We start from the raw sequence: 16,177 nt of genomic DNA, 5'->3' as shown, positions 1-16,177 counted from the left end.
CCCCGTCGATGCAACACCTCGATCTGCTGGTCGTGCGCAAGGCCCTGGAATGGTCGGTTTCCGGGCGCACGGTGTGGCTGTGCACCGTGCTCGCCACCTACGGCTCGGCGCCCCGCGCGCCGGGTTCGCTGCTGGCGGCCACCGCCGACGGCCACTGGATCGGCTCGCTGTCCGGCGGCTGCGTGGAGGATGACTTCCTCGAACGCCTGGCCGCCGGCGTCTTCGAGCGACCGGTGCAGGTGGTGCGCTACGGCGACGGCAGCGACACCCACGCGTCCATCCGCCTGCCCTGCGGCGGCATCCTCGACGTGCTGGTGGAGCGCCTGCCGGCGGACTGCGAGGCCCAGGCGCACCTGCGCGAGCTGGAAGGCGCCCTGGCCGGCCAGCGCCGACTGATCCGCGAGGTGGCCCTGGGCGACGGCACGCGCCGCCTGCTGCCGGACCGCGACCAGGGCCCCCGGGTGCTGCGCGAGGCCGAGCGGGTACAGCTGCGCGTCGGCGCGGCCCTGCGCCTGCTGCTGGCGGGCTACTCCAGCGTGGCTCAGGTGTGCGCCGAGTTCGGCCTGAGCCTGGGCTTCGAGGTGGTGCTCTGCGACCCCCGCGAGGAGGCGCTGCAGGGCGTCGAACTGCCGGGTGTGGAGATCCGCCGCGAGCTGCCCTCGGAATACATCCGCCTGGGCGGCTGCCACGCCGACACGGCGGTGGTGGCGCTGACCCACGACCCGAAGATCGACGACCTGGCGATGATCGAGGCGGTGCGCACCGAGGCCTTCTACATCGGCGTGATGGGCTCCATGGCCACCAGCGCCAAGCGCCTGGAGCGTCTGCGCCGGGTGGGCGGGCTGTCGGAGGCGGAGATCGCCCGGATCATCGCCCCCATCGGCCTCAACCTCGGCAGCAAGACCCCGGCGGAAATCGCCCTGGCGGTGATGGCGGACATCGTCCGCGTGCGCAGCGGGGTTGCCCGCGAGCGGGTGTGATCTGTTGTTCCTGATGTAGGGGCGAATTCATTCGCCCAGCAGCCTGACGGGCTGCTCCACCTGGTAGCTGTCACGAGGACCGCTGCGCGGTCCCTGGCGAATGAATTCGCCCCTACAGGAGTTTTCCCATGCCCCCTGTCGTCGCCCTGATCCTCGCTGCCGGTTTCGGCACCCGCTTCGGCAGCGACAAGCGCCAGGCTGCGCTGGGGGACGGTCGCACCCTGCTGGCTGCCAGCCTGGCGCGGGCGGAGGCGGTGTTCGACGAGGTGCACCTGGTGCTGCGGCCCGAGGACGACCCGGCCCGCCTGGGCGTGCCCGACGGGGTGCGGATCATCCGTTGCCAGGACGCGAACCGGGGCATGGGCCACAGCCTGGCGGCCGGCGCACGCGCCCTGGCCGGTCACCCCGCCGAGGCGCTGGCGGTGCTGCTGGGGGACATGCCCTGGGTCACCGAGGCCAGCCTGCGGGCGCTGCAAGCTCAGGCGGCGCCCGGGCGCATCGTGTTTCCCCGCTACCAGGGCGAACGGGGCCACCCGGTGCTGTTCGGACGGGACTTCTGGGCGGAACTGCAGGGCCTGGGCGGCGACCAGGGCGCCCGCCCGGTGCTGCAGGCCCACCCGGATGCCTGTGTGGCGCTGGCGCTGGACGACCCCGGCGTGCTGCGCGACGTGGACCACCCCGACGCCCTCCGTTCCGACTAGCCATGCAGCCGCTCAAGGACGGCGCCGCGCCGTGCGTGCTGCGGCGTTCGGTCGCGCGGCAGCCTGTCGCGCGGCAACGAACCACAGCAACCCCTGCGCTACGCTTGGTTAATCTTCAAGCGCATTGATCCGCATCAATAAGTCGTGGGCGGAAATGGTATTGGGCTGTCCGGCCCGCCCCCCGCCCGCCTGCGATTCCATAAGAACAATTACGACCTGGCGCGGTTCCAAGTGCGATGGAACCCGCTGGCCCGTGCCTGTTTCAACCTGATTAGAGGAATCGTCATGTTCGGTTTGGAGGCTCTCGATCTTGCCCGAATGCAGTTCGCCTTCACCGTGTCCTTCCACATCATCTTCCCGGCCATCACCATTGGCCTGGCGAGCTACCTCGCCGTACTGGAAGGCCTGTGGCTGAAGACACGGCAGGAGGTCTACCGCGACCTGTACCACTTCTGGTCGAAGATATTCGCCGTCAACTTCGGCATGGGCGTGGTGTCCGGCCTGGTAATGGCCTATCAGTTCGGCACCAATTGGAGTGCGTTCTCCGACTTCGCCGGCTCGGTGACCGGGCCGCTGCTGGCCTATGAGGTGCTCACCGCCTTCTTCCTGGAGGCCGGCTTCCTCGGCGTGATGCTGTTCGGCTGGAACCGTGTCGGCCCGGGCCTGCACTTCTTCTCCACGGTGATGGTGGCCATCGGCACGCTGATCTCCACCTTCTGGATCCTCGCCTCCAACAGCTGGATGCAGACGCCCCAGGGCTTCGAGATCGTCGACGGCCGGGTGATCCCCACCGACTGGTTCGCTGTGGTGTTCAACCCGTCCTTCCCCTACCGCCTGATGCACATGGCCACCGCCGCCTTCCTCGCCACGGCGTTCTTCGTCGGCGCCTCTGCGGCCTGGCACCTGCTGCGCGGCCGGGACAACCCGGCGATCCGCAAGATGCTCTCGATGGCCATGTGGATGGCGCTGATCGTGGCGCCTGTGCAGGCCTTCATCGGCGACCTGCACGGCCTCAACACCCTCAAGCACCAGCCGGCGAAGATCGCCGCGATGGAAGGCCACTGGGACAACAGCCACGGTGAGGCGACCCCGCTGATCCTCTTCGGCTGGCCGGACATGGAGCGCGAGGAAACCCGCTTCAAGGTGGAAATCCCCTACCTCGGCAGCCTGATCCTGACCCACAGCCTGGACAAGCAGGTGCCGGCGCTGAAGGAGTTCCCCAAGGAAGACCGGCCGAACTCCACCGTGGTGTTCTGGTCCTTCCGCATCATGGTGGCCCTGGGCCTGGCGATGATCCTCGCCGGTGTCTGGAGCCTGTGGCTGCGCTGGCGCGGCGGGCTGTTCAGCTCCCGGCCGTTCCTCTACTTCTGCCTGTGGATGGGCCCCTCCGGGCTGATCGCCATCCTCGCCGGCTGGTTCACCACCGAGATGGGCCGCCAGCCCTGGGTGGTCTACGGGCTGATGCGCACCAGCGAGGCGGTGTCCCACCACAGCGTGGCCCAACTGAGCCTGACCCTGGTGATGTTCGTGGTGGTCTACTTCGCCGTCTTCGGCGCCGGCTTCGCCTACCTGATGCGCCTGGTGCGCAAGGGCCCGGTCACCGACGAGGGCAAGGAGCAGGGCACCGGCGGTCCCGGCCAGCAACGCACCCCGGCGCGGCCCCTCTCGGCGGCCGACGAATCGGCGGACGATGACACCAGCGGCGATGCGCTGGGTACGAGGAATTGAACATGGGTATCGACCTTTCTCTGATCTGGGCCGTGATCATCATCTTCGGCGTGATGATGTACGTGGTGATGGACGGCTTCGACCTCGGCATCGGCATCCTCTTCCCCTTCGTCAAGGACGACACCGAGCGCGACGTGATGATGAACACCGTGGCGCCGGTGTGGGACGGCAACGAGACCTGGCTGGTGCTGGGCGGGGCGGGGCTGTTCGCGGCCTTCCCGCTGGCCTATTCGGTGGTGCTCTCGGCGCTGTACCTGCCGCTGATGTTCATGCTCATCGGGCTGGTGTTCCGCGGCGTGGCCTTCGAGTTCCGCTTCAAGGCCAAGCCCGCCAAGCGCCACCTGTGGGACAAGGCCTTCATCGGCGGTTCCATTGCCGCCACCTTCTTCCAGGGCGTGGCCCTGGGCGCCTACATCGAGGGCCTGCCGGTGGTGAACCGCGCCTATGCCGGCGGCTCCCTGGACTGGCTGGCGCCCTTCCCGCTGTTCTGTGGACTGGGGCTGATCGCCGCCTATGCGCTGCTGGGCTGCACCTGGCTGATCATGAAGACCGAGGGACGCCTGCAGCAGCAGATGCATGACCTGGCGCGGCCGCTGGTGCTGGTGATGCTGGGCACCACCGGCATCGTCAGCGTGTGGACGCCGCTGGCCCACGAGGCCATCGCCCAGCGCTGGTTCAGCCTGCCCAACCTGTTCTGGTTCCTGCCGGTGCCGATCCTGGTGCTGGTGTGCACCTGGGCGCTGCTGCGGGCGGTGGCGAACAACGCCCACCACCTGCCGTTCGTGCTCACGCTGGTGCTGATCTTCCTCGGCTACAGCGGCCTGGGCATCAGCCTGTGGCCGAACGTGATCCCGCCGGCGGTGAGCATCTGGGACGCCGCGGCGCCGCCGCAGAGCCAGGGCTTCGCGCTGGTGGGGGCGCTGTTCATCATCCCGTTCATCCTCGTGTACACGGCGTGGAGCTACTACGTGTTCCGCGGCAAGGTCACCCCGGACCAGGGCTACCACTGATGGACAGGAGAGCGACCATGAACCTCGACGACACCCCGAAGAAGCCCCTGTGGCAACGCCTGGGCTGGCTGGTGGGCATCTGGGCCCTCAGCGTCCTGGCCCTCGGCGTAGTGGCCTACCTGCTGCGCATGGTGATGACGGCAGCAGGGCTCAGCACCCACTGAGCAGCCCGGCGCGGCGCCGAGCATTCCCGGACTGAAGTCCGGGCTACGGTCGGCGCTGCGTCGTGTGCGCTTCATGTCGTGCGCCAGGCTGTGGAGTTTCGTCTGGCGCACGGTGGATGCCGCTTTTGGTATCCATCGTGCGGGGCTCGGCGCGGCGGGGTGGTGGATCGATGGAGCGCGATCCACCCTACGGCTTTAGCCCGGGCGCGGTGCCGAGCATTCCCGGACTGAAGTCCGGGCTACGGTTGGGTGCTGCGTCGTGTGTGCTCATGTCGTTCGCCAGGCTACGCCCCCGTAGGATGGCGCTGAGCGCAGCGATGCCCATCAATCCGTGCGCACCCTGTCCCGCCCCCTTACTTGCTGGCTTTGAGGATCACGAACTTCGGCGTGGCGGCGACCTGTTCGACGCCCCGGAACAGCCGCTTGAGCTTGGCGTGGTAGCCCAGGTGGCGGTTGCCGACGATCCACAGCTCGCCCCCCGTCACCAGCGCGTTGCGCGCCTGCACGAACATCCGCCAGGCGAGGAAGTCGCCCACCACCTGCTGCTGGTGGAACGGCGGGTTGCACAGCACCAGGTCCAGTGAGTCCGCCGGCTGCTCGGCCAGCCCGTCGCCGGCGCGGATGTCCGCCGGGCGTTCGCCGAGGGCCGCCTGCCAGTTTTCCCGGGCCGATTGCACGGCCATGTAGGACTCGTCCACCAGCGTCAGCTCGGCCTCGGGGTTGGCCAGGGCGTAGGCGATGCCGAGGATGCCGTTGCCGCAGCCGAGGTCGGCGGCTCGCACGCGGGCCAGGCCGCGCGGCAGGTGCGGGAGGAAGGCGCGGGTGCCGATGTCCAGCCCGTCGCGGCAGAACACGTTGGCGTGGTTCAGCAGTTCCACGCGCGGTTCGTCCAGCCGATAGCGGGTCGGGTAGGGCGAGGCGACGAACGGCTTCGCTTCCGGCGTGGCGATCAGCAGGCGCGCCTTCTTAACTGCCAGAGAGGGCTGCATCGGTCCGATGTACTTCGCCAGCAGGTCGCCGGCGGCGTGGGGCAGGTGCTTGACCATGCCGGCGGCCACCACCTGGGCGCCGGGGGCCAGTTGGCCGTGCAGGCGGATGAGCTGTTCCTCCAGCAGGGCGAGGGTCTTGGGCACGCGGATCAGCACCCGGTCGAACGGCCCGGTGAGCGGTTCGCTGGCCGGCACGAAGCGCACCGGGGCGCCCTCCAGGCCATTGCGTGCGAGGTTGCGCGAGAGGCCGAGGAAGCCCAGGTGCGAGTCACCGCTGCTGGTGACCTGCAGGTGCGGAGCGAGGCTGGCGGCGAGGGCGCCGAAACTGTCGTTGAGGACCAGGACGCGGGTGTCGGGTGACGGCGCCTGGGCATGGAGGTGGTTGAGCAGGTACTCGTCAGCGGCGTCGAAGGCCTGCAACGGCTCGCCCTGCTGGTCGGGCACGCGGACAAGGTCGAGCTGGGCGAAAGGGGTTACCAGGAGGGCCATGAAAGAATCTGCTGAAACTGAGAGGTGGTTGGGGAAACCGGCGCTTGTCTATTGCCCCGATATCACTAGAATTCCGCGCTTCCGCTGCGGCGGGTCCGGACGGGCCCCGTGCGCCAAGGCGGCACCAATAATAACCAGGCCTCGGGCTTTTCTCTGCCCTGAACGACCTGGTACGCCGTTTGACGGTGCGAATCCGCTGGTTGGGGGCGGGTCGACCACCGAACCACACATCGAATCCGGACGGGGCTCGCGCCTTCCTGCGCGGGCTTCGCCGTTTCCATTTGCATAGGTGCTTGCATGTACAGGTCTCTGCTGGGGGCGGTCTTCGCCTCGCTGTTCGTCTTTTCCAATGCGGTGCTGGCCGACGAGCCGGTGCTGATCAAGTTCTCCCACGTGGTGGCCGAGGACACCCCCAAGGGCAAGGGCGCCCTGCTGTTCAAGAAGCTGGTGGAAGAGCGCCTGGCCGGCAAGGTGAAGGTCGAGGTCTACCCGAACTCCACCCTCTTCGGCGATGCCAACGAGATCGAGGCGCTGAAGAAGGGCGAGGTGCAGATGCTGGCGCCGTCGCTGTCCAAGTTCGAGGCCTACACCAAGCAGCTGCAGGTGTTCGACCTGCCGTACCTGTTCGACGATCTGGAGGCGGTGAAGCGCTTCCAGAAGCGTGAGAAGAGCCGCGAGCTGCTGCGCTCCATGTCCAAGGACGGCATCTACGGCCTGGGCTACTGGAACAACGGCATGAAGGTGATGACCGCCAGCCGCGAACTGCACAAGCCAGAGGACGCCAAGGGCCTGGCCTTCCGTATCCAGCCCTCCTCGGTGCTGGAGTCCCAGTTCGCCCAGCTCGGTGCCACCACCGTGAAGATGCCCTTCGCCGAGGCCTTCAAGGCCCTGCAGGCCGGCACCATCCAGGGCACCGAAGGCCCCTGGTCGAACGTGGCGACCCAGAAGATCGACACCGTGCAGCCCTACGTGATCGAGACCGGCCATGGTTCGATCAGCTACATGCTGATCACCAACCACAAGTTCTGGATCAGCATCCCCTACGAGACCCGCACCGAGCTGGAAGCGATCATCGACGAGGTCACCGCCCAGGTGAACAAGGAAGCCGAGGCGATGAACGAGAAGGACCGCGAGAAGGTGATCGCCGCCGGCAAGGCCAAGGTCATCACCCTCACCCCCGAAGAGCGCGAGGCCTGGCGCCAGGTGATGATGCCGGTGTGGAAGAAGTACGAGGCCGAGATCGGCGCCGACGTGCTGCGCGCCGCGCAGACCGTCAACCGCAAGCGCTGATGCCCCCCGGCTGTCCGCCTTCCGGCGGATAGCCACATGGCCCGCGGGTGTTTGCCGGGCCTGCTTTGCGCGAGACTGGTGCGGTATCCGACCCGGAGCCGTGCCATGTCCGCCAGCGACGAGAAGTTCACCCGCCAGACCCTCCGTGAGGTCCGGCCCCTCACCCCGAACCTGTTCACCCTGCGCACCACCCGTGACCCGGGCTTTCGCTTCCGCGCCGGCCAGTTCGCCCGCCTGGGCGTGACCAAGGCCGATGGCAGCACGGTGTGGCGGGCCTATTCGATGGTCTCGGCGCCCCATGACGAGTTCCTCGACTTCTTCTCCATCGTCGTGCCCGGCGGCGAGTTCACCTCCGAGCTGAGCCGGCTGGCGGTGGGCGACACCCTGCTGGTCGACAAGCAGGCCTTCGGCTTCCTCACCCTCGACCGCTTCGTCGACGGCCGCGATCTCTGGCTGCTGGCCACCGGCACCGGCGTGGCGCCGTTCCTGTCGATCCTGCAGGACCTGGAGGTGTGGCAGCGCTTCGAGCGCATCGTGCTGGTGTACAGCGTGCGCCACGCGGCGGAGCTGGCCTACCAGCCGCTGATCCACGGCCTGGCGGGGCTGGAGTACCTGGAAGGCGTGGCCGAGAAGTTCCTCTACCTGCCCGTGGTCACCCGCGAGGCCCACCCGGGCGCCTTGGGTGGGCGCATCACCACCCTGATCGAGAACGGCGAACTGGAGCGCGCAGCCGGGCTGGCGCTGGCGCCGGAGCATTCGCGGGTGATGCTCTGCGGCAACCCGCAGATGATCGAGGACACCCGGGCGGTGTTGAAGGCGAGGGGGATGAACCTGTCGCTCAGCCGGCGGCCGGGGCAGGTGGCAGTGGAGAATTACTGGTAGGGGGTGTGTCGCTTATCACTTCGGAACCCAGCGGATTACCGGGGTTTGTGGGGGCTTCCTGTCTCGTCCAAACGAAAACCGGCGCCCTGGGGCGCCGGTGGGTGGAGCGGTGAAGCCGGTCAGAGCTGGATCAGGTTGGGGATCTGCACGTCCGGGTTCACGTCCTGCTCGTAGTCCACGCCGTCGATCTCGAAGCCGAACAGGCGCAGGAACTCGGTCTTGTAGCCGGTGAAGTCGGTCAGCTGGTACAGGTTCTCGTTGGTCACCTTGTTCCACAGGTCCTTCACGGTGTCCTGCACGTCCGGTTGCAGTTCCTTGTAGTCGGCTCGCAGGCGGCCGTCGGCGTCCAGGTGCGGCTCGGTGCCGTAGAGGCTCTCGCGGAACAGGCCGTCGACCTGTTCGATGCAGCCTTCGTGGGTGCCCTTTTCCTTCATCACCTTGAACAGCAGCGACAGGTACAGCGGCATCATCGGGATGGCCGAGCTGGCCTGGGTGACCACGGCCTTCAGCACCGAGACGCGGGCGTCGCCACCGGTGGCGGCGAGTTTCTCGCGGATGCCGAGGACCTTCTGGTCCAGGTCCTTCTTGGCGGCGCCGATGGAGCCGTTCCAGTACAGGTCGTGGGTGATCTCTTCGCCCAGGTAGGTGAAGGCGGTGGTCTTGGCACCGTCGGCCAGCACGCCGGCTTCCTGCAGGGCGTCGATCCACATCTGCCAGTCTTCACCGCCCATGACCGCCACGGTGTGGGCGATCTCGGCCTCGGTGGCCGGCTCCATCACGCTTTCCTTGATCACTTCCTTGTCGGTGTCCAGGCCACGGAAGTTGACGGTCTTGCCGACCGGCTTGAGCACGGAGTTGAAGACTTCGCCGGTCTTGGGATGGGTGCGGCGCGGGGCGGCCAGGCTGTAGACCACCAGGTCGACCTGGCCCAGGTCCTGCTTGATGGTCTCGATGGTGACGCGCTTCACCTCATCGGAGAACGCGTCGCCGTTGATGCTGCGCGCGTACAGGCCCTTGGCCTGGGCGGCTTTCTCGAAGGCGGCGGAGTTGTACCAGCCGGCGGTGCCGGCCTTGGTCTCGCTGCCCGGACGCTCGAAGAACACGCCCAGGGTGTCGGCGCCCGCGCCGAAGGCGGCGGTGATGCGTGCGGCCAGGCCGTAGCCGGTGGACGAACCGATGACCAGCACCTTCTTCGGGCCGTTGGCCACGGGGCTCTTGGACTCGACGTAGCGGATCTGTTCCTTGACGTTGGCCTCGCAGCCGGCCGGATGGGTAGTGACGCAGATGAAGCCACGCACGCGCGGTTTGATGATCATGGAAACCTCGGTTGCTAGATGCGGTAACAGCACATTCAGAAGCGGGAGACGTCGCGCATCGTAGATAAGACACCTCGGTTGTGGCCAGCGGCAGCCGGGTGAGTCGGCAAAAGCCGGCCCACCCGGCATGACCGGGACGGGAGAGAGGGCCGCCCCGGCGCGCTCGTTGAGGCCCTCAGGCCTCCAGGTCGGTGCGGGTGGCGCAGCTGCCGTCGCAGCGGCCCGGGCAGCTGCAGCCGGTGCTGCTGCGCCCGGTGGCGCGCTCCATGCGCCGGGCCACGGGCTCGTCGTCGGCGAACGGCAGCATGGTGGCCTCGTCCAGCTGGCGCTGGCTGCGCCCGAGGCTGAGCTGCACGGCGACGAAGAAGAAGGCCACCGTGCCCAGGCCGAACAGCACGTTCAGGGTTTCGGCATCCATGCTCCGCTCCTCAGGCCGTGGCGCCGGCCGGGGCCGTCGCACGGTCGGTGGTGCGCACGGTGTGCCAGGTGTTCCAGGCCATCAGCAGCATGCCGCTGAGGAAGAACAGGCCACCGACGAAGCGCACGATGAAGCCGGGGTGGCTGGCCTCCAGCGCCTCGACGAAGGAGTAGGTGAGGGTGCCATCGTCGTTCACCGCCCGCCACATCAGGCCCTGGGTGATGCCGTTGACCCACATGGAGGCGATGTAGAGCACGGTGCCGATGGTGGCCAGCCAGAAGTGCGCGTTGATCAGCCCGGTGCTGTGCATCCGCTCGCGGCCGTAGAGGCGCGGGATCAGGTGGTAGAGCGAGCCGATGGAGATCATCGCCACCCAGCCGAGGGCGCCGGCGTGCACGTGGCCGATGGTCCAGTCGGTGTAGTGGGAGAGGGCGTTGACGGTCTTGATGGCCATCATCGGGCCTTCGAAGGTGCTCATGCCGTAGAAGGCCAGGGACACCACGAGGAAGCGCAGGATGGGGTCGTCGCGCAGCTTATGCCAGGCACCCGACAGGGTCATCATGCCGTTGATCATGCCGCCCCAGCTGGGGGCCAGCAGCACCAGGGACATCACCATGCCCAGGGACTGCGCCCAGTCCGGCAGCGCGGTGTAGTGCAGGTGGTGCGGACCGGCCCAGATGTACAGGGTGATCAGCGCCCAGAAGTGCACGATGGACAGGCGGTAGGAGTAGACCGGGCGCCCGGCCTGCTTGGGGATGAAGTAGTACATCATCCCGAGGAAGCCGGTGGTCAGGAAGAAGCCCACGGCGTTGTGCCCGTACCACCACTGGACCATGGCGTCGGTGGCCCCGGAGTAGACCGGGTAGGACTTGAACCAGCTCACCGGGATGGCGACGTGGTTGACGATGTGCAGCATCGCCGTGACCAGGATGAAGGCCCCGAAGAACCAGTTGCCGACGTAGATGTGCTTGGTCTGGCGCTTCATCACGGTGCCGAAGAACACCACCGCGTAGGCGACCCAGACGATGCCCATCCACACCGCCCCGGCAAATTCCACCTCGGCGTATTCCTTGGTGGTGGTCAGGCCCTGCGGCAGGGTCACCAGCAGGCAGATCACCAGGGCCTGCCAGCCCCAGAAGGTGAAGGCGGCGAGGCTGCCGCCGAACAGCCGCGCCTGGCAGGTGCGCTGCACGGTGTAGTAGCTGGTGGCGAACAGCGCGCTGCCGCCGAAGGCGAAGATCACCAGGTTGGTGTGCAGCGGCCGCAGGCGGCCGAAGCTGGTCCAGGGCAGGTCGAGGTTCAGGGACGGCCAGACCAGCTGGGCGGCGATGAACACCCCCAGGCCCATGCCGACGATGCCCCAGACCACCGTCATCAGCGCGAACTGACGCACCACCCGGTAGTCGTAGGCGGGTTCGATTTCTGCAGTCTTCATGCGGAAAACCTTCAGGAGTGGGAATGGCTGGCCGGCACTGCCGACCGGGGCGCCACTCTAGGAAGGCGGGACGGGACGAAACAGCCTCAGTTTTGGCTGCTTTTAGGAGATCAGATGAGCACCATCTGCTCCCAGGCGACACCAGGGGCGGCCTGGGTCATCTGATATCGGATTTCTGCTTCGATCTGATTCTGTTTCTGCGCCGGGTGGCTCGCCATAGTGGCTACCCGGACGATTGCCGCCTCCGGCGGCCCGATGAGGATCCCCATGTACCGATACGACGACTACGATCGCGCCCTGGTCCGCGAACGCGTCGCGCAGTTCCGTGACCAGGTGGCGCGGCGGCTGAGCGGCGAGCTGAGCGAGGAAGAGTTCCTGCCCCTGCGCCTGCAGAACGGCCTGTACCTGCAGAAGCACGCCTACATGCTGCGGGTGGCCATCCCCTACGGCACGCTGTCGTCGGACCAGCTGCGCACCCTGGCCCTCATCGCCCGGGAGTACGACCGGGGCTACGGCCACTTCACCACCCGGCAGAACATCCAGTTCAACTGGATCGATCTGGAGCGGGTGCCGGACATCCTCGAACGCCTCGCCGATGTCGACATGCACGCCATCCAGACCTCCGGCAACTGCGTGCGCAACATCACCACCGAGGCCTTCGCCGGGGTGGCAGCCGACGAGCTGCTGGACCCGCGCCCGCTGGCCGAGATCCTCCGCCAGTGGTCCACGGTGAACCCGGAATTCCTCTTCCTGCCACGCAAGTTCAAGATCGCCCTCTGCGCCGCCGAGGAGGACCGCGCGGCCGTGCAGATGCACGACATCGGCCTCTACCTGTACCGCGACGGGGACGGCGAGATGCGCCTCAAGGTGCTGGTGGGCGGCGGGCTCGGGCGTACGCCGATCCTCGCCCAGGTGATCCGCGAGGGGCTGCACTGGCGCCACCTGCTGTCCTATGTCGAGGCGGTGCTGCGGGTCTACAACCGCCACGGCCGCCGCGACAACAAGTACAAGGCGCGCATCAAGATCCTGGTCAAGGCCCTGGGCATCGAGGCTTTCGCCCGCGAGGTGGAGGCCGAATGGGAGCACCTGCGCGACGGCCCGGCCCAGCTGACCGAGGCGGAGTACACCCGCGTGGCGGCCTCCTTCACCACGCCGGCCTACGCCACCCTCGACGCCGCCGACCTGGAACATGGCCGGCGCCTGGCCGAGGACCCGGCCTTCGCCCGCTGGTGCGCCCGCAACCTGCAACCGCACAAGGTGCCCGGCTATGCGTCGGTGGTGATCTCCACCAAGCCCGGTCCCGAGGCCCCGCCGGGTGACGTGACCGACGCGCAGATGGAGGCGGTGGCGGAGTGGGCCGAGCGCTTCGGCTTCGGCGAGATCCGCATTGCCCACGAGCAGAACCTGGTGCTGCCGGACGTGCCCAAGCGCGACCTGCACGCCCTCTGGCTGGCCGCCTGCGAGGCGGGCCTGGCGACCCCCAACGTCGGCCTGCTGACTGACATCATCGCCTGCCCCGGCGGCGACTACTGCGCCCTGGCCAATGCCAAGTCGATCCCCATCGCCCAGGCGATCCAGGCGCGCTTCCGCGACCCGGCACGGCTGGAGGCCCTTGGCGAACTGAGCCTGAACATCTCCGGCTGCATGAATGCCTGCGGCCACCACCACATCGGCAACATCGGCATCCTCGGCGTCGACAAGGGCGGCAGCGAGTGGTACCAGGTGACCCTCGGCGGCGCCCAGGGCATGTCGGCGGCGCTGGGACGGGTGATCGGCCCGTCCTTCAGCGCGGCCGAAGTGCCCCAGGTGATTGAGCACATCGCCGACACCTACCTGGCGCACCGCGAGGGCGACGAGCGCTTCGTCGACACCCTCGGCCGCATCGGCCTGGAGCCGTTCAAGGCACGGGTCTACACCCGTGAGGAGGAACCGGCATGAACAACCTGATCCGCCTGCGCCAGGGCGTGCCCGGCCTGGTCGAGGACGACCCCTGGACCCTGGTGCGCCCGGACGAGGCGCTGCCGGACGGCGGGCCGCTGATCCTGCCGCTGGCGCTCTGGCAAGCCCGGCAGGACGCCGCCGTGCTGGCGGGCAAACGCGTCAGCGAGGATGCGCTGCTGTTGCAGCCGGACGACGACGTGGAAGCCCTGCGGGACTGCCTCTACAGCCTGCCGCTGATCGCCGTGGACTTCCCCAGCTTTCGCGATGGCCGGGGCTACAGCCAGGCCTACCTGCTGCGCAGCCGGCTCGGCTGGGCCGGCGAGTTGCGCGCCGTGGGGGACGTGCTGCGGGACCAGCTGGCGCACATGCGCCAGTGCGGCTTCGACGCCTTTGCGGTGCGTGCCGATAAGTCCGCCGAGGACGCCCTCAAGGGGCTGGCCGGGCTCAGCGTGCTCTACGGCCGCTCGGTGATCGAGCCGCGCCCGCTGTTCCGGCGCCGCGAGGCCGATGTCACGATTGGTAAAAATTGACGGCTCGGGGGAAGGCCGCGTTCTGTCCTACGATGCACGTCCGTTTTTTCTGATCGGACCCCAATGGACAGCGACAGTACCCGGCCTCCCCCGGCCCCCTCCCTCTCCGGCGCCTCGCGCCTTCCCGTTCCCCGGCACCCTGCCGTGAATCCCTTCAGCCTCCCGTTCCGCGCCCCTTCGGCGTGCCGGATGGCGGCTGCCCGTCGTTGCGGCGAGGAGGGCTGACATGGAGTGGATTGCCGACCCCACGGCCTGGCTGGGCCTTCTCACCCTGGTGGTGCTGGAGATCGTGCTGGGCATCGACAACCTGGTGTTCATCGCCATCCTCGCGGACAAGCTGCCGCCCCACCAACGTGACCGCGCGCGCCTGATCGGCCTGTCGCTGGCGCTGCTGATGCGCCTGGGCCTGCTGGCCAGCATCTCCTGGCTGGTGACGCTGACCGAGCCGCTGTTCGAGGTCTTCGGCCACGCCTTCTCGGGCCGTGACCTGATCATGCTGTTCGGCGGTGTGTTCCTGCTGTTCAAGGCCACCATGGAGCTGCACGAGCGCATCGAGGGCCATGCCCAGCCGAGCACCGGCAGCCGCACCTATGCCCTGTTCTGGCCGGTGGTGGCGCAGATCGTGGTGCTCGACGCGGTGTTCTCCCTGGACGCGGTGATCACCGCCGTCGGCATGGTGGAGCACCTGGAAGTGATGATGATCGCGGTGGTGATCTCCATCGGCCTGATGATCGTCGCCAGCAAGCCGCTGACCGCCTTCGTCAACGCCCACCCCACGGTGATCATGCTGTGCCTGGGCTTCCTGATGATGATCGGCTTCAGCCTCACCGCCGAAGGCCTGGGCTTCCACATTCCCAAGGGCTACCTGTACGCGGCCATCGGCTTCTCGATCCTCATCGAGCTGGCCAACCAGACGGTTCGCTGGCGCCGTCGCCGCCGCCAGGAGGAAGCCGGCGGCCTGCGCGAGCGGACCGCCCACGCGGTGCTGCGCCTGCTGGGTGGCCGTGGCGTGGAGGCCGACGAGGTGGGCGAGGAGATCGCCGACCTGGTGAAGGACAACGGCCGCGGCCAGGTGCCTTTCGACCGCCGCGAGCGGGTGATGATCAGCGGCGTGCTCGGCCTGGCCGAGCGCCCCATCCGCACCCTGATGACCAACCGCGTGGAGGTGGAGCGCATCGACCTGGCCGACAGCCGCGAGACGGTGTACGACGCGCTGCTGCGCTCGCCCTATTCGCGCCTGGTGGTGGTCCGTGACGCCGACGTGGACGAGCCCCTGGGCTACGTGCACAAGAAGGAACTGCTGCGTACGCTGCTGCAGGGCCAGGCGCCGGAGATCGAGCCCTTGCTGCGCATCCCGCCCAACCTGCCGGAGAGCGCCTCGGTGCTCAGTGCCCTGGAGGAGATGCGCAAGGCTTCGACCCACGTGGCCTTCGTGGTCAACGAATTCGGCGGCTTCGAGGGCCTGCTGACCATGACCGACATCCTCGAATCCATCGCCGGCGAACTGCCGGACGCCAGCGAGGTGGACGGCCTGGACATCGAGCCCGTGGACACGGGCTGGAAGGTCAGCGGCGCAGTGAACCTGAGCCTGCTGAACGAGCGCCTGGGCTTCCCGCCCCGTGCCCAGGAGGGCTACCAGACGGTTGCCGGCCTGGCCATGAGCCTGCTGGACCGCCTGCCGGTGGTGGGCGACGCGCTGGAGGTGGAAGGCTGGCGCCTGCAGGTGATCGAGGTGAAGGAGCGTCGGGTCAACCGGCTGCTGCTGGAGCCGCCGCCCGGTCACCCGCGGCGCTCAGGCTGAGCCTGCCCCATGAAGAACGGCGCCCTCGGGCGCCGTTCTTTCATTCACCTGCCGCTCAGGGCTGCTGTTTCTGCTGGGCCTTGAGCAGGTCGCGGATCTCGCTGAGCAGCTCCTGGTCCTTGGTGGGGGCCGGCGGTACTTCGGGGGCGGCGGCTTCCTCGCGCTTGAGCTTGTTGATCACCTTGACCCCCATGAAGATGGCGAAGGCCACGATCACGAAGTCGAGCACCGTCTGGATGAACTTGCCATAGGCCAGGACCACGGCCGGGGCGTTGCCCTCGGCGGCCTTGAGGGTGATGGCCAGGTCGGAGAAGTCCACGCCCCCGACCAGCAGCCCCACCGGCGGCATGACCACGTCGCCGACGAAGGAGGACACGATCTTGCCGAATGCAGCGCCGATGATGATGCCCACGGCCATGTCGACCACGTTGCCCTTGACCGCGAAGGCCTTGAATTCCGACAGCAAGCTCATGCGATTTCCCCCGGGGATTGGACTGATGGGC

General features: G+C 67.9%; 16 protein-coding genes. 10 read left to right on the top strand and 6 right to left on the bottom strand.

All coding sequences use genetic code 11. The features are described from left to right. Window positions 1-8 precede the first annotated feature (8 nt). The 5 genes from FBY21_RS15355 to FBY21_RS15335 all read left to right on the top strand — a co-directional run bounded on the left by FBY21_RS15355 (window position 9) and on the right by FBY21_RS15335 (window position 4,583). On the top strand, window positions 9-980 hold the full coding sequence (locus FBY21_RS15355) for an XdhC family protein (RefSeq protein ID WP_142012130.1): 972 nt from the start codon (window positions 9-11) through the stop codon (window positions 978-980). Between the two features lie 128 nt (window positions 981-1,108). Then, a complete protein-coding gene (locus FBY21_RS15350; RefSeq protein WP_142012128.1) occupies window positions 1,109-1,681 on the top strand; it encodes an NTP transferase domain-containing protein in 573 nt (190 codons plus the stop codon). Window positions 1,682-1,966: 285 nt separating this feature from the next. Further along, window positions 1,967-3,409 carry a cytochrome ubiquinol oxidase subunit I gene (locus FBY21_RS15345; protein ID WP_142012125.1) on the top strand — a complete coding sequence of 481 codons (1,443 nt, stop codon included), beginning with the start codon at window positions 1,967-1,969 and terminating at the stop codon, window positions 3,407-3,409. Between the two features lie 2 nt (window positions 3,410-3,411). After that, on the top strand, window positions 3,412-4,419 hold the full coding sequence (gene cydB / locus FBY21_RS15340; protein WP_142012123.1) for a cytochrome d ubiquinol oxidase subunit II: 1,008 nt from the start codon (window positions 3,412-3,414) through the stop codon (window positions 4,417-4,419). A gap of 17 nt (window positions 4,420-4,436) precedes the next feature. Further along, window positions 4,437-4,583: a DUF2474 domain-containing protein gene (locus FBY21_RS15335; RefSeq protein ID WP_069559907.1), complete on the top strand. Its 147-nt coding sequence runs from the start codon at window positions 4,437-4,439 to the stop codon at window positions 4,581-4,583. A gap of 353 nt (window positions 4,584-4,936) precedes the next feature. Here the strand turns inward: FBY21_RS15335 and FBY21_RS15330 are convergent, their stop codons facing one another. Next, window positions 4,937-6,061 carry a methyltransferase gene (locus FBY21_RS15330; protein ID WP_142012121.1) on the bottom strand — a complete coding sequence of 375 codons (1,125 nt, stop codon included), beginning with the start codon at window positions 6,059-6,061 and terminating at the stop codon, window positions 4,937-4,939. A 297-nt stretch (window positions 6,062-6,358) separates the two neighbouring features. Between FBY21_RS15330 and FBY21_RS15325 the strand changes: the two genes are divergently transcribed. Continuing rightward, window positions 6,359-7,351 (top strand): TRAP transporter substrate-binding protein, encoded by a 993-nt coding sequence (locus FBY21_RS15325; RefSeq protein WP_142012119.1) that lies wholly within the window; start codon window positions 6,359-6,361, stop codon window positions 7,349-7,351. Window positions 7,352-7,456: 105 nt separating this feature from the next. Then, complete coding sequence (locus tag FBY21_RS15320) at window positions 7,457-8,233, top strand: ferredoxin--NADP reductase (RefSeq protein WP_142012117.1); 777 nt, start codon at window positions 7,457-7,459, stop codon at window positions 8,231-8,233. Window positions 8,234-8,352: 119 nt separating this feature from the next. On the opposite strand, the gene fabV is transcribed toward FBY21_RS15320, so the two are convergent. The 4 genes from fabV to FBY21_RS29430 all read right to left on the bottom strand — a co-directional run bounded on the left by fabV (window position 8,353) and on the right by FBY21_RS29430 (window position 11,671). After that, window positions 8,353-9,549, bottom strand: a complete 1,197-nt coding sequence (gene fabV, locus FBY21_RS15315; protein WP_142012114.1) for an enoyl-ACP reductase FabV — start codon at window positions 9,547-9,549, stop codon at window positions 8,353-8,355. A 175-nt stretch (window positions 9,550-9,724) separates the two neighbouring features. Next, window positions 9,725-9,967: a cytochrome Cbb oxidase CcoQ gene (locus tag FBY21_RS15310; RefSeq protein ID WP_107328859.1), complete on the bottom strand. Its 243-nt coding sequence runs from the start codon at window positions 9,965-9,967 to the stop codon at window positions 9,725-9,727. 10 nt (window positions 9,968-9,977) lie between these two features. Continuing rightward, the gene (gene ccoN, locus FBY21_RS15305; protein ID WP_044410529.1) at window positions 9,978-11,402 is read right to left on the bottom strand and encodes a cytochrome-c oxidase, cbb3-type subunit I; all 1,425 of its coding nucleotides are present in this window, start codon (window positions 11,400-11,402) and stop codon (window positions 9,978-9,980) included. A 110-nt stretch (window positions 11,403-11,512) separates the two neighbouring features. Then, the gene (locus tag FBY21_RS29430) at window positions 11,513-11,671 is read right to left on the bottom strand and encodes a hypothetical protein (protein ID WP_160158605.1); all 159 of its coding nucleotides are present in this window, start codon (window positions 11,669-11,671) and stop codon (window positions 11,513-11,515) included. Here FBY21_RS29430 and FBY21_RS15300 point away from each other — a divergent pair. The 3 genes from FBY21_RS15300 to FBY21_RS15290 all read left to right on the top strand — a co-directional run bounded on the left by FBY21_RS15300 (window position 11,670) and on the right by FBY21_RS15290 (window position 15,674). Continuing rightward, window positions 11,670-13,340 (top strand): nitrite/sulfite reductase, encoded by a 1,671-nt coding sequence (locus FBY21_RS15300; protein ID WP_142012112.1) that lies wholly within the window; start codon window positions 11,670-11,672, stop codon window positions 13,338-13,340. The genes FBY21_RS29430 and FBY21_RS15300 overlap by 2 nt on opposite strands. Then, window positions 13,337-13,873, top strand: a complete 537-nt coding sequence (locus tag FBY21_RS15295; protein WP_142012110.1) for a DUF934 domain-containing protein — start codon at window positions 13,337-13,339, stop codon at window positions 13,871-13,873. Before FBY21_RS15300 ends, FBY21_RS15295 begins: the two co-directional genes overlap by 4 nt. Before the next feature lie 226 nt (window positions 13,874-14,099). Next, a complete protein-coding gene (locus FBY21_RS15290) occupies window positions 14,100-15,674 on the top strand; it encodes a TerC family protein (RefSeq protein ID WP_142012107.1) in 1,575 nt (524 codons plus the stop codon). 55 nt (window positions 15,675-15,729) lie between these two features. Here FBY21_RS15290 and mscL read toward each other — a convergent pair whose 3' ends face one another. Then, complete coding sequence (gene mscL, locus FBY21_RS15285; RefSeq protein WP_044410517.1) at window positions 15,730-16,146, bottom strand: large-conductance mechanosensitive channel protein MscL; 417 nt, start codon at window positions 16,144-16,146, stop codon at window positions 15,730-15,732. Between the last annotated feature and the right edge of the window lie 31 nt (window positions 16,147-16,177).

It is taken from the genome of Pseudomonas sp. SLBN-26 (assembly GCF_006715895.1).
Taxonomy (GTDB): domain Bacteria; phylum Pseudomonadota; class Gammaproteobacteria; order Pseudomonadales; family Pseudomonadaceae; genus Metapseudomonas; species Metapseudomonas otitidis.
This window is presented reverse-complemented; position numbering and strand designations above follow the sequence as displayed.

What these genes read in the sequence shown, in the direction of transcription:
- FBY21_RS15335 (WP_069559907.1), top strand. Translation starts at nt 4,437, where the DNA reads ATGAACCTCGACGACACCCCGAAGAAGCCCCTGTGGCAACGCCTGGGC.
- cydB (WP_142012123.1), top strand. Translation starts at nt 3,412, where the DNA reads ATGGGTATCGACCTTTCTCTGATCTGGGCCGTGATCATCATCTTCGGC.
- ccoN (WP_044410529.1), bottom strand. Translation starts at nt 11,402, where the DNA reads ATGAAGACTGCAGAAATCGAACCCGCCTACGACTACCGGGTGGTGCGT.
- FBY21_RS15330 (WP_142012121.1), bottom strand. Translation starts at nt 6,061, where the DNA reads ATGGCCCTCCTGGTAACCCCTTTCGCCCAGCTCGACCTTGTCCGCGTG.
- FBY21_RS15320 (WP_142012117.1), top strand. Translation starts at nt 7,457, where the DNA reads ATGTCCGCCAGCGACGAGAAGTTCACCCGCCAGACCCTCCGTGAGGTC.
- mscL (WP_044410517.1), bottom strand. Translation starts at nt 16,146, where the DNA reads ATGAGCTTGCTGTCGGAATTCAAGGCCTTCGCGGTCAAGGGCAACGTG.
- FBY21_RS15300 (WP_142012112.1), top strand. Translation starts at nt 11,670, where the DNA reads ATGTACCGATACGACGACTACGATCGCGCCCTGGTCCGCGAACGCGTC.
- FBY21_RS15355 (WP_142012130.1), top strand. Translation starts at nt 9, where the DNA reads ATGCAACACCTCGATCTGCTGGTCGTGCGCAAGGCCCTGGAATGGTCG.
- fabV (WP_142012114.1), bottom strand. Translation starts at nt 9,549, where the DNA reads ATGATCATCAAACCGCGCGTGCGTGGCTTCATCTGCGTCACTACCCAT.
- FBY21_RS15350 (WP_142012128.1), top strand. Translation starts at nt 1,109, where the DNA reads ATGCCCCCTGTCGTCGCCCTGATCCTCGCTGCCGGTTTCGGCACCCGC.
- FBY21_RS15345 (WP_142012125.1), top strand. Translation starts at nt 1,967, where the DNA reads ATGTTCGGTTTGGAGGCTCTCGATCTTGCCCGAATGCAGTTCGCCTTC.
- FBY21_RS29430 (WP_160158605.1), bottom strand. Translation starts at nt 11,671, where the DNA reads ATGGGGATCCTCATCGGGCCGCCGGAGGCGGCAATCGTCCGGGTAGCC.
- FBY21_RS15295 (WP_142012110.1), top strand. Translation starts at nt 13,337, where the DNA reads ATGAACAACCTGATCCGCCTGCGCCAGGGCGTGCCCGGCCTGGTCGAG.
- FBY21_RS15325 (WP_142012119.1), top strand. Translation starts at nt 6,359, where the DNA reads ATGTACAGGTCTCTGCTGGGGGCGGTCTTCGCCTCGCTGTTCGTCTTT.
- FBY21_RS15290 (WP_142012107.1), top strand. Translation starts at nt 14,100, where the DNA reads ATGGAGTGGATTGCCGACCCCACGGCCTGGCTGGGCCTTCTCACCCTG.
- FBY21_RS15310 (WP_107328859.1), bottom strand. Translation starts at nt 9,967, where the DNA reads ATGGATGCCGAAACCCTGAACGTGCTGTTCGGCCTGGGCACGGTGGCC.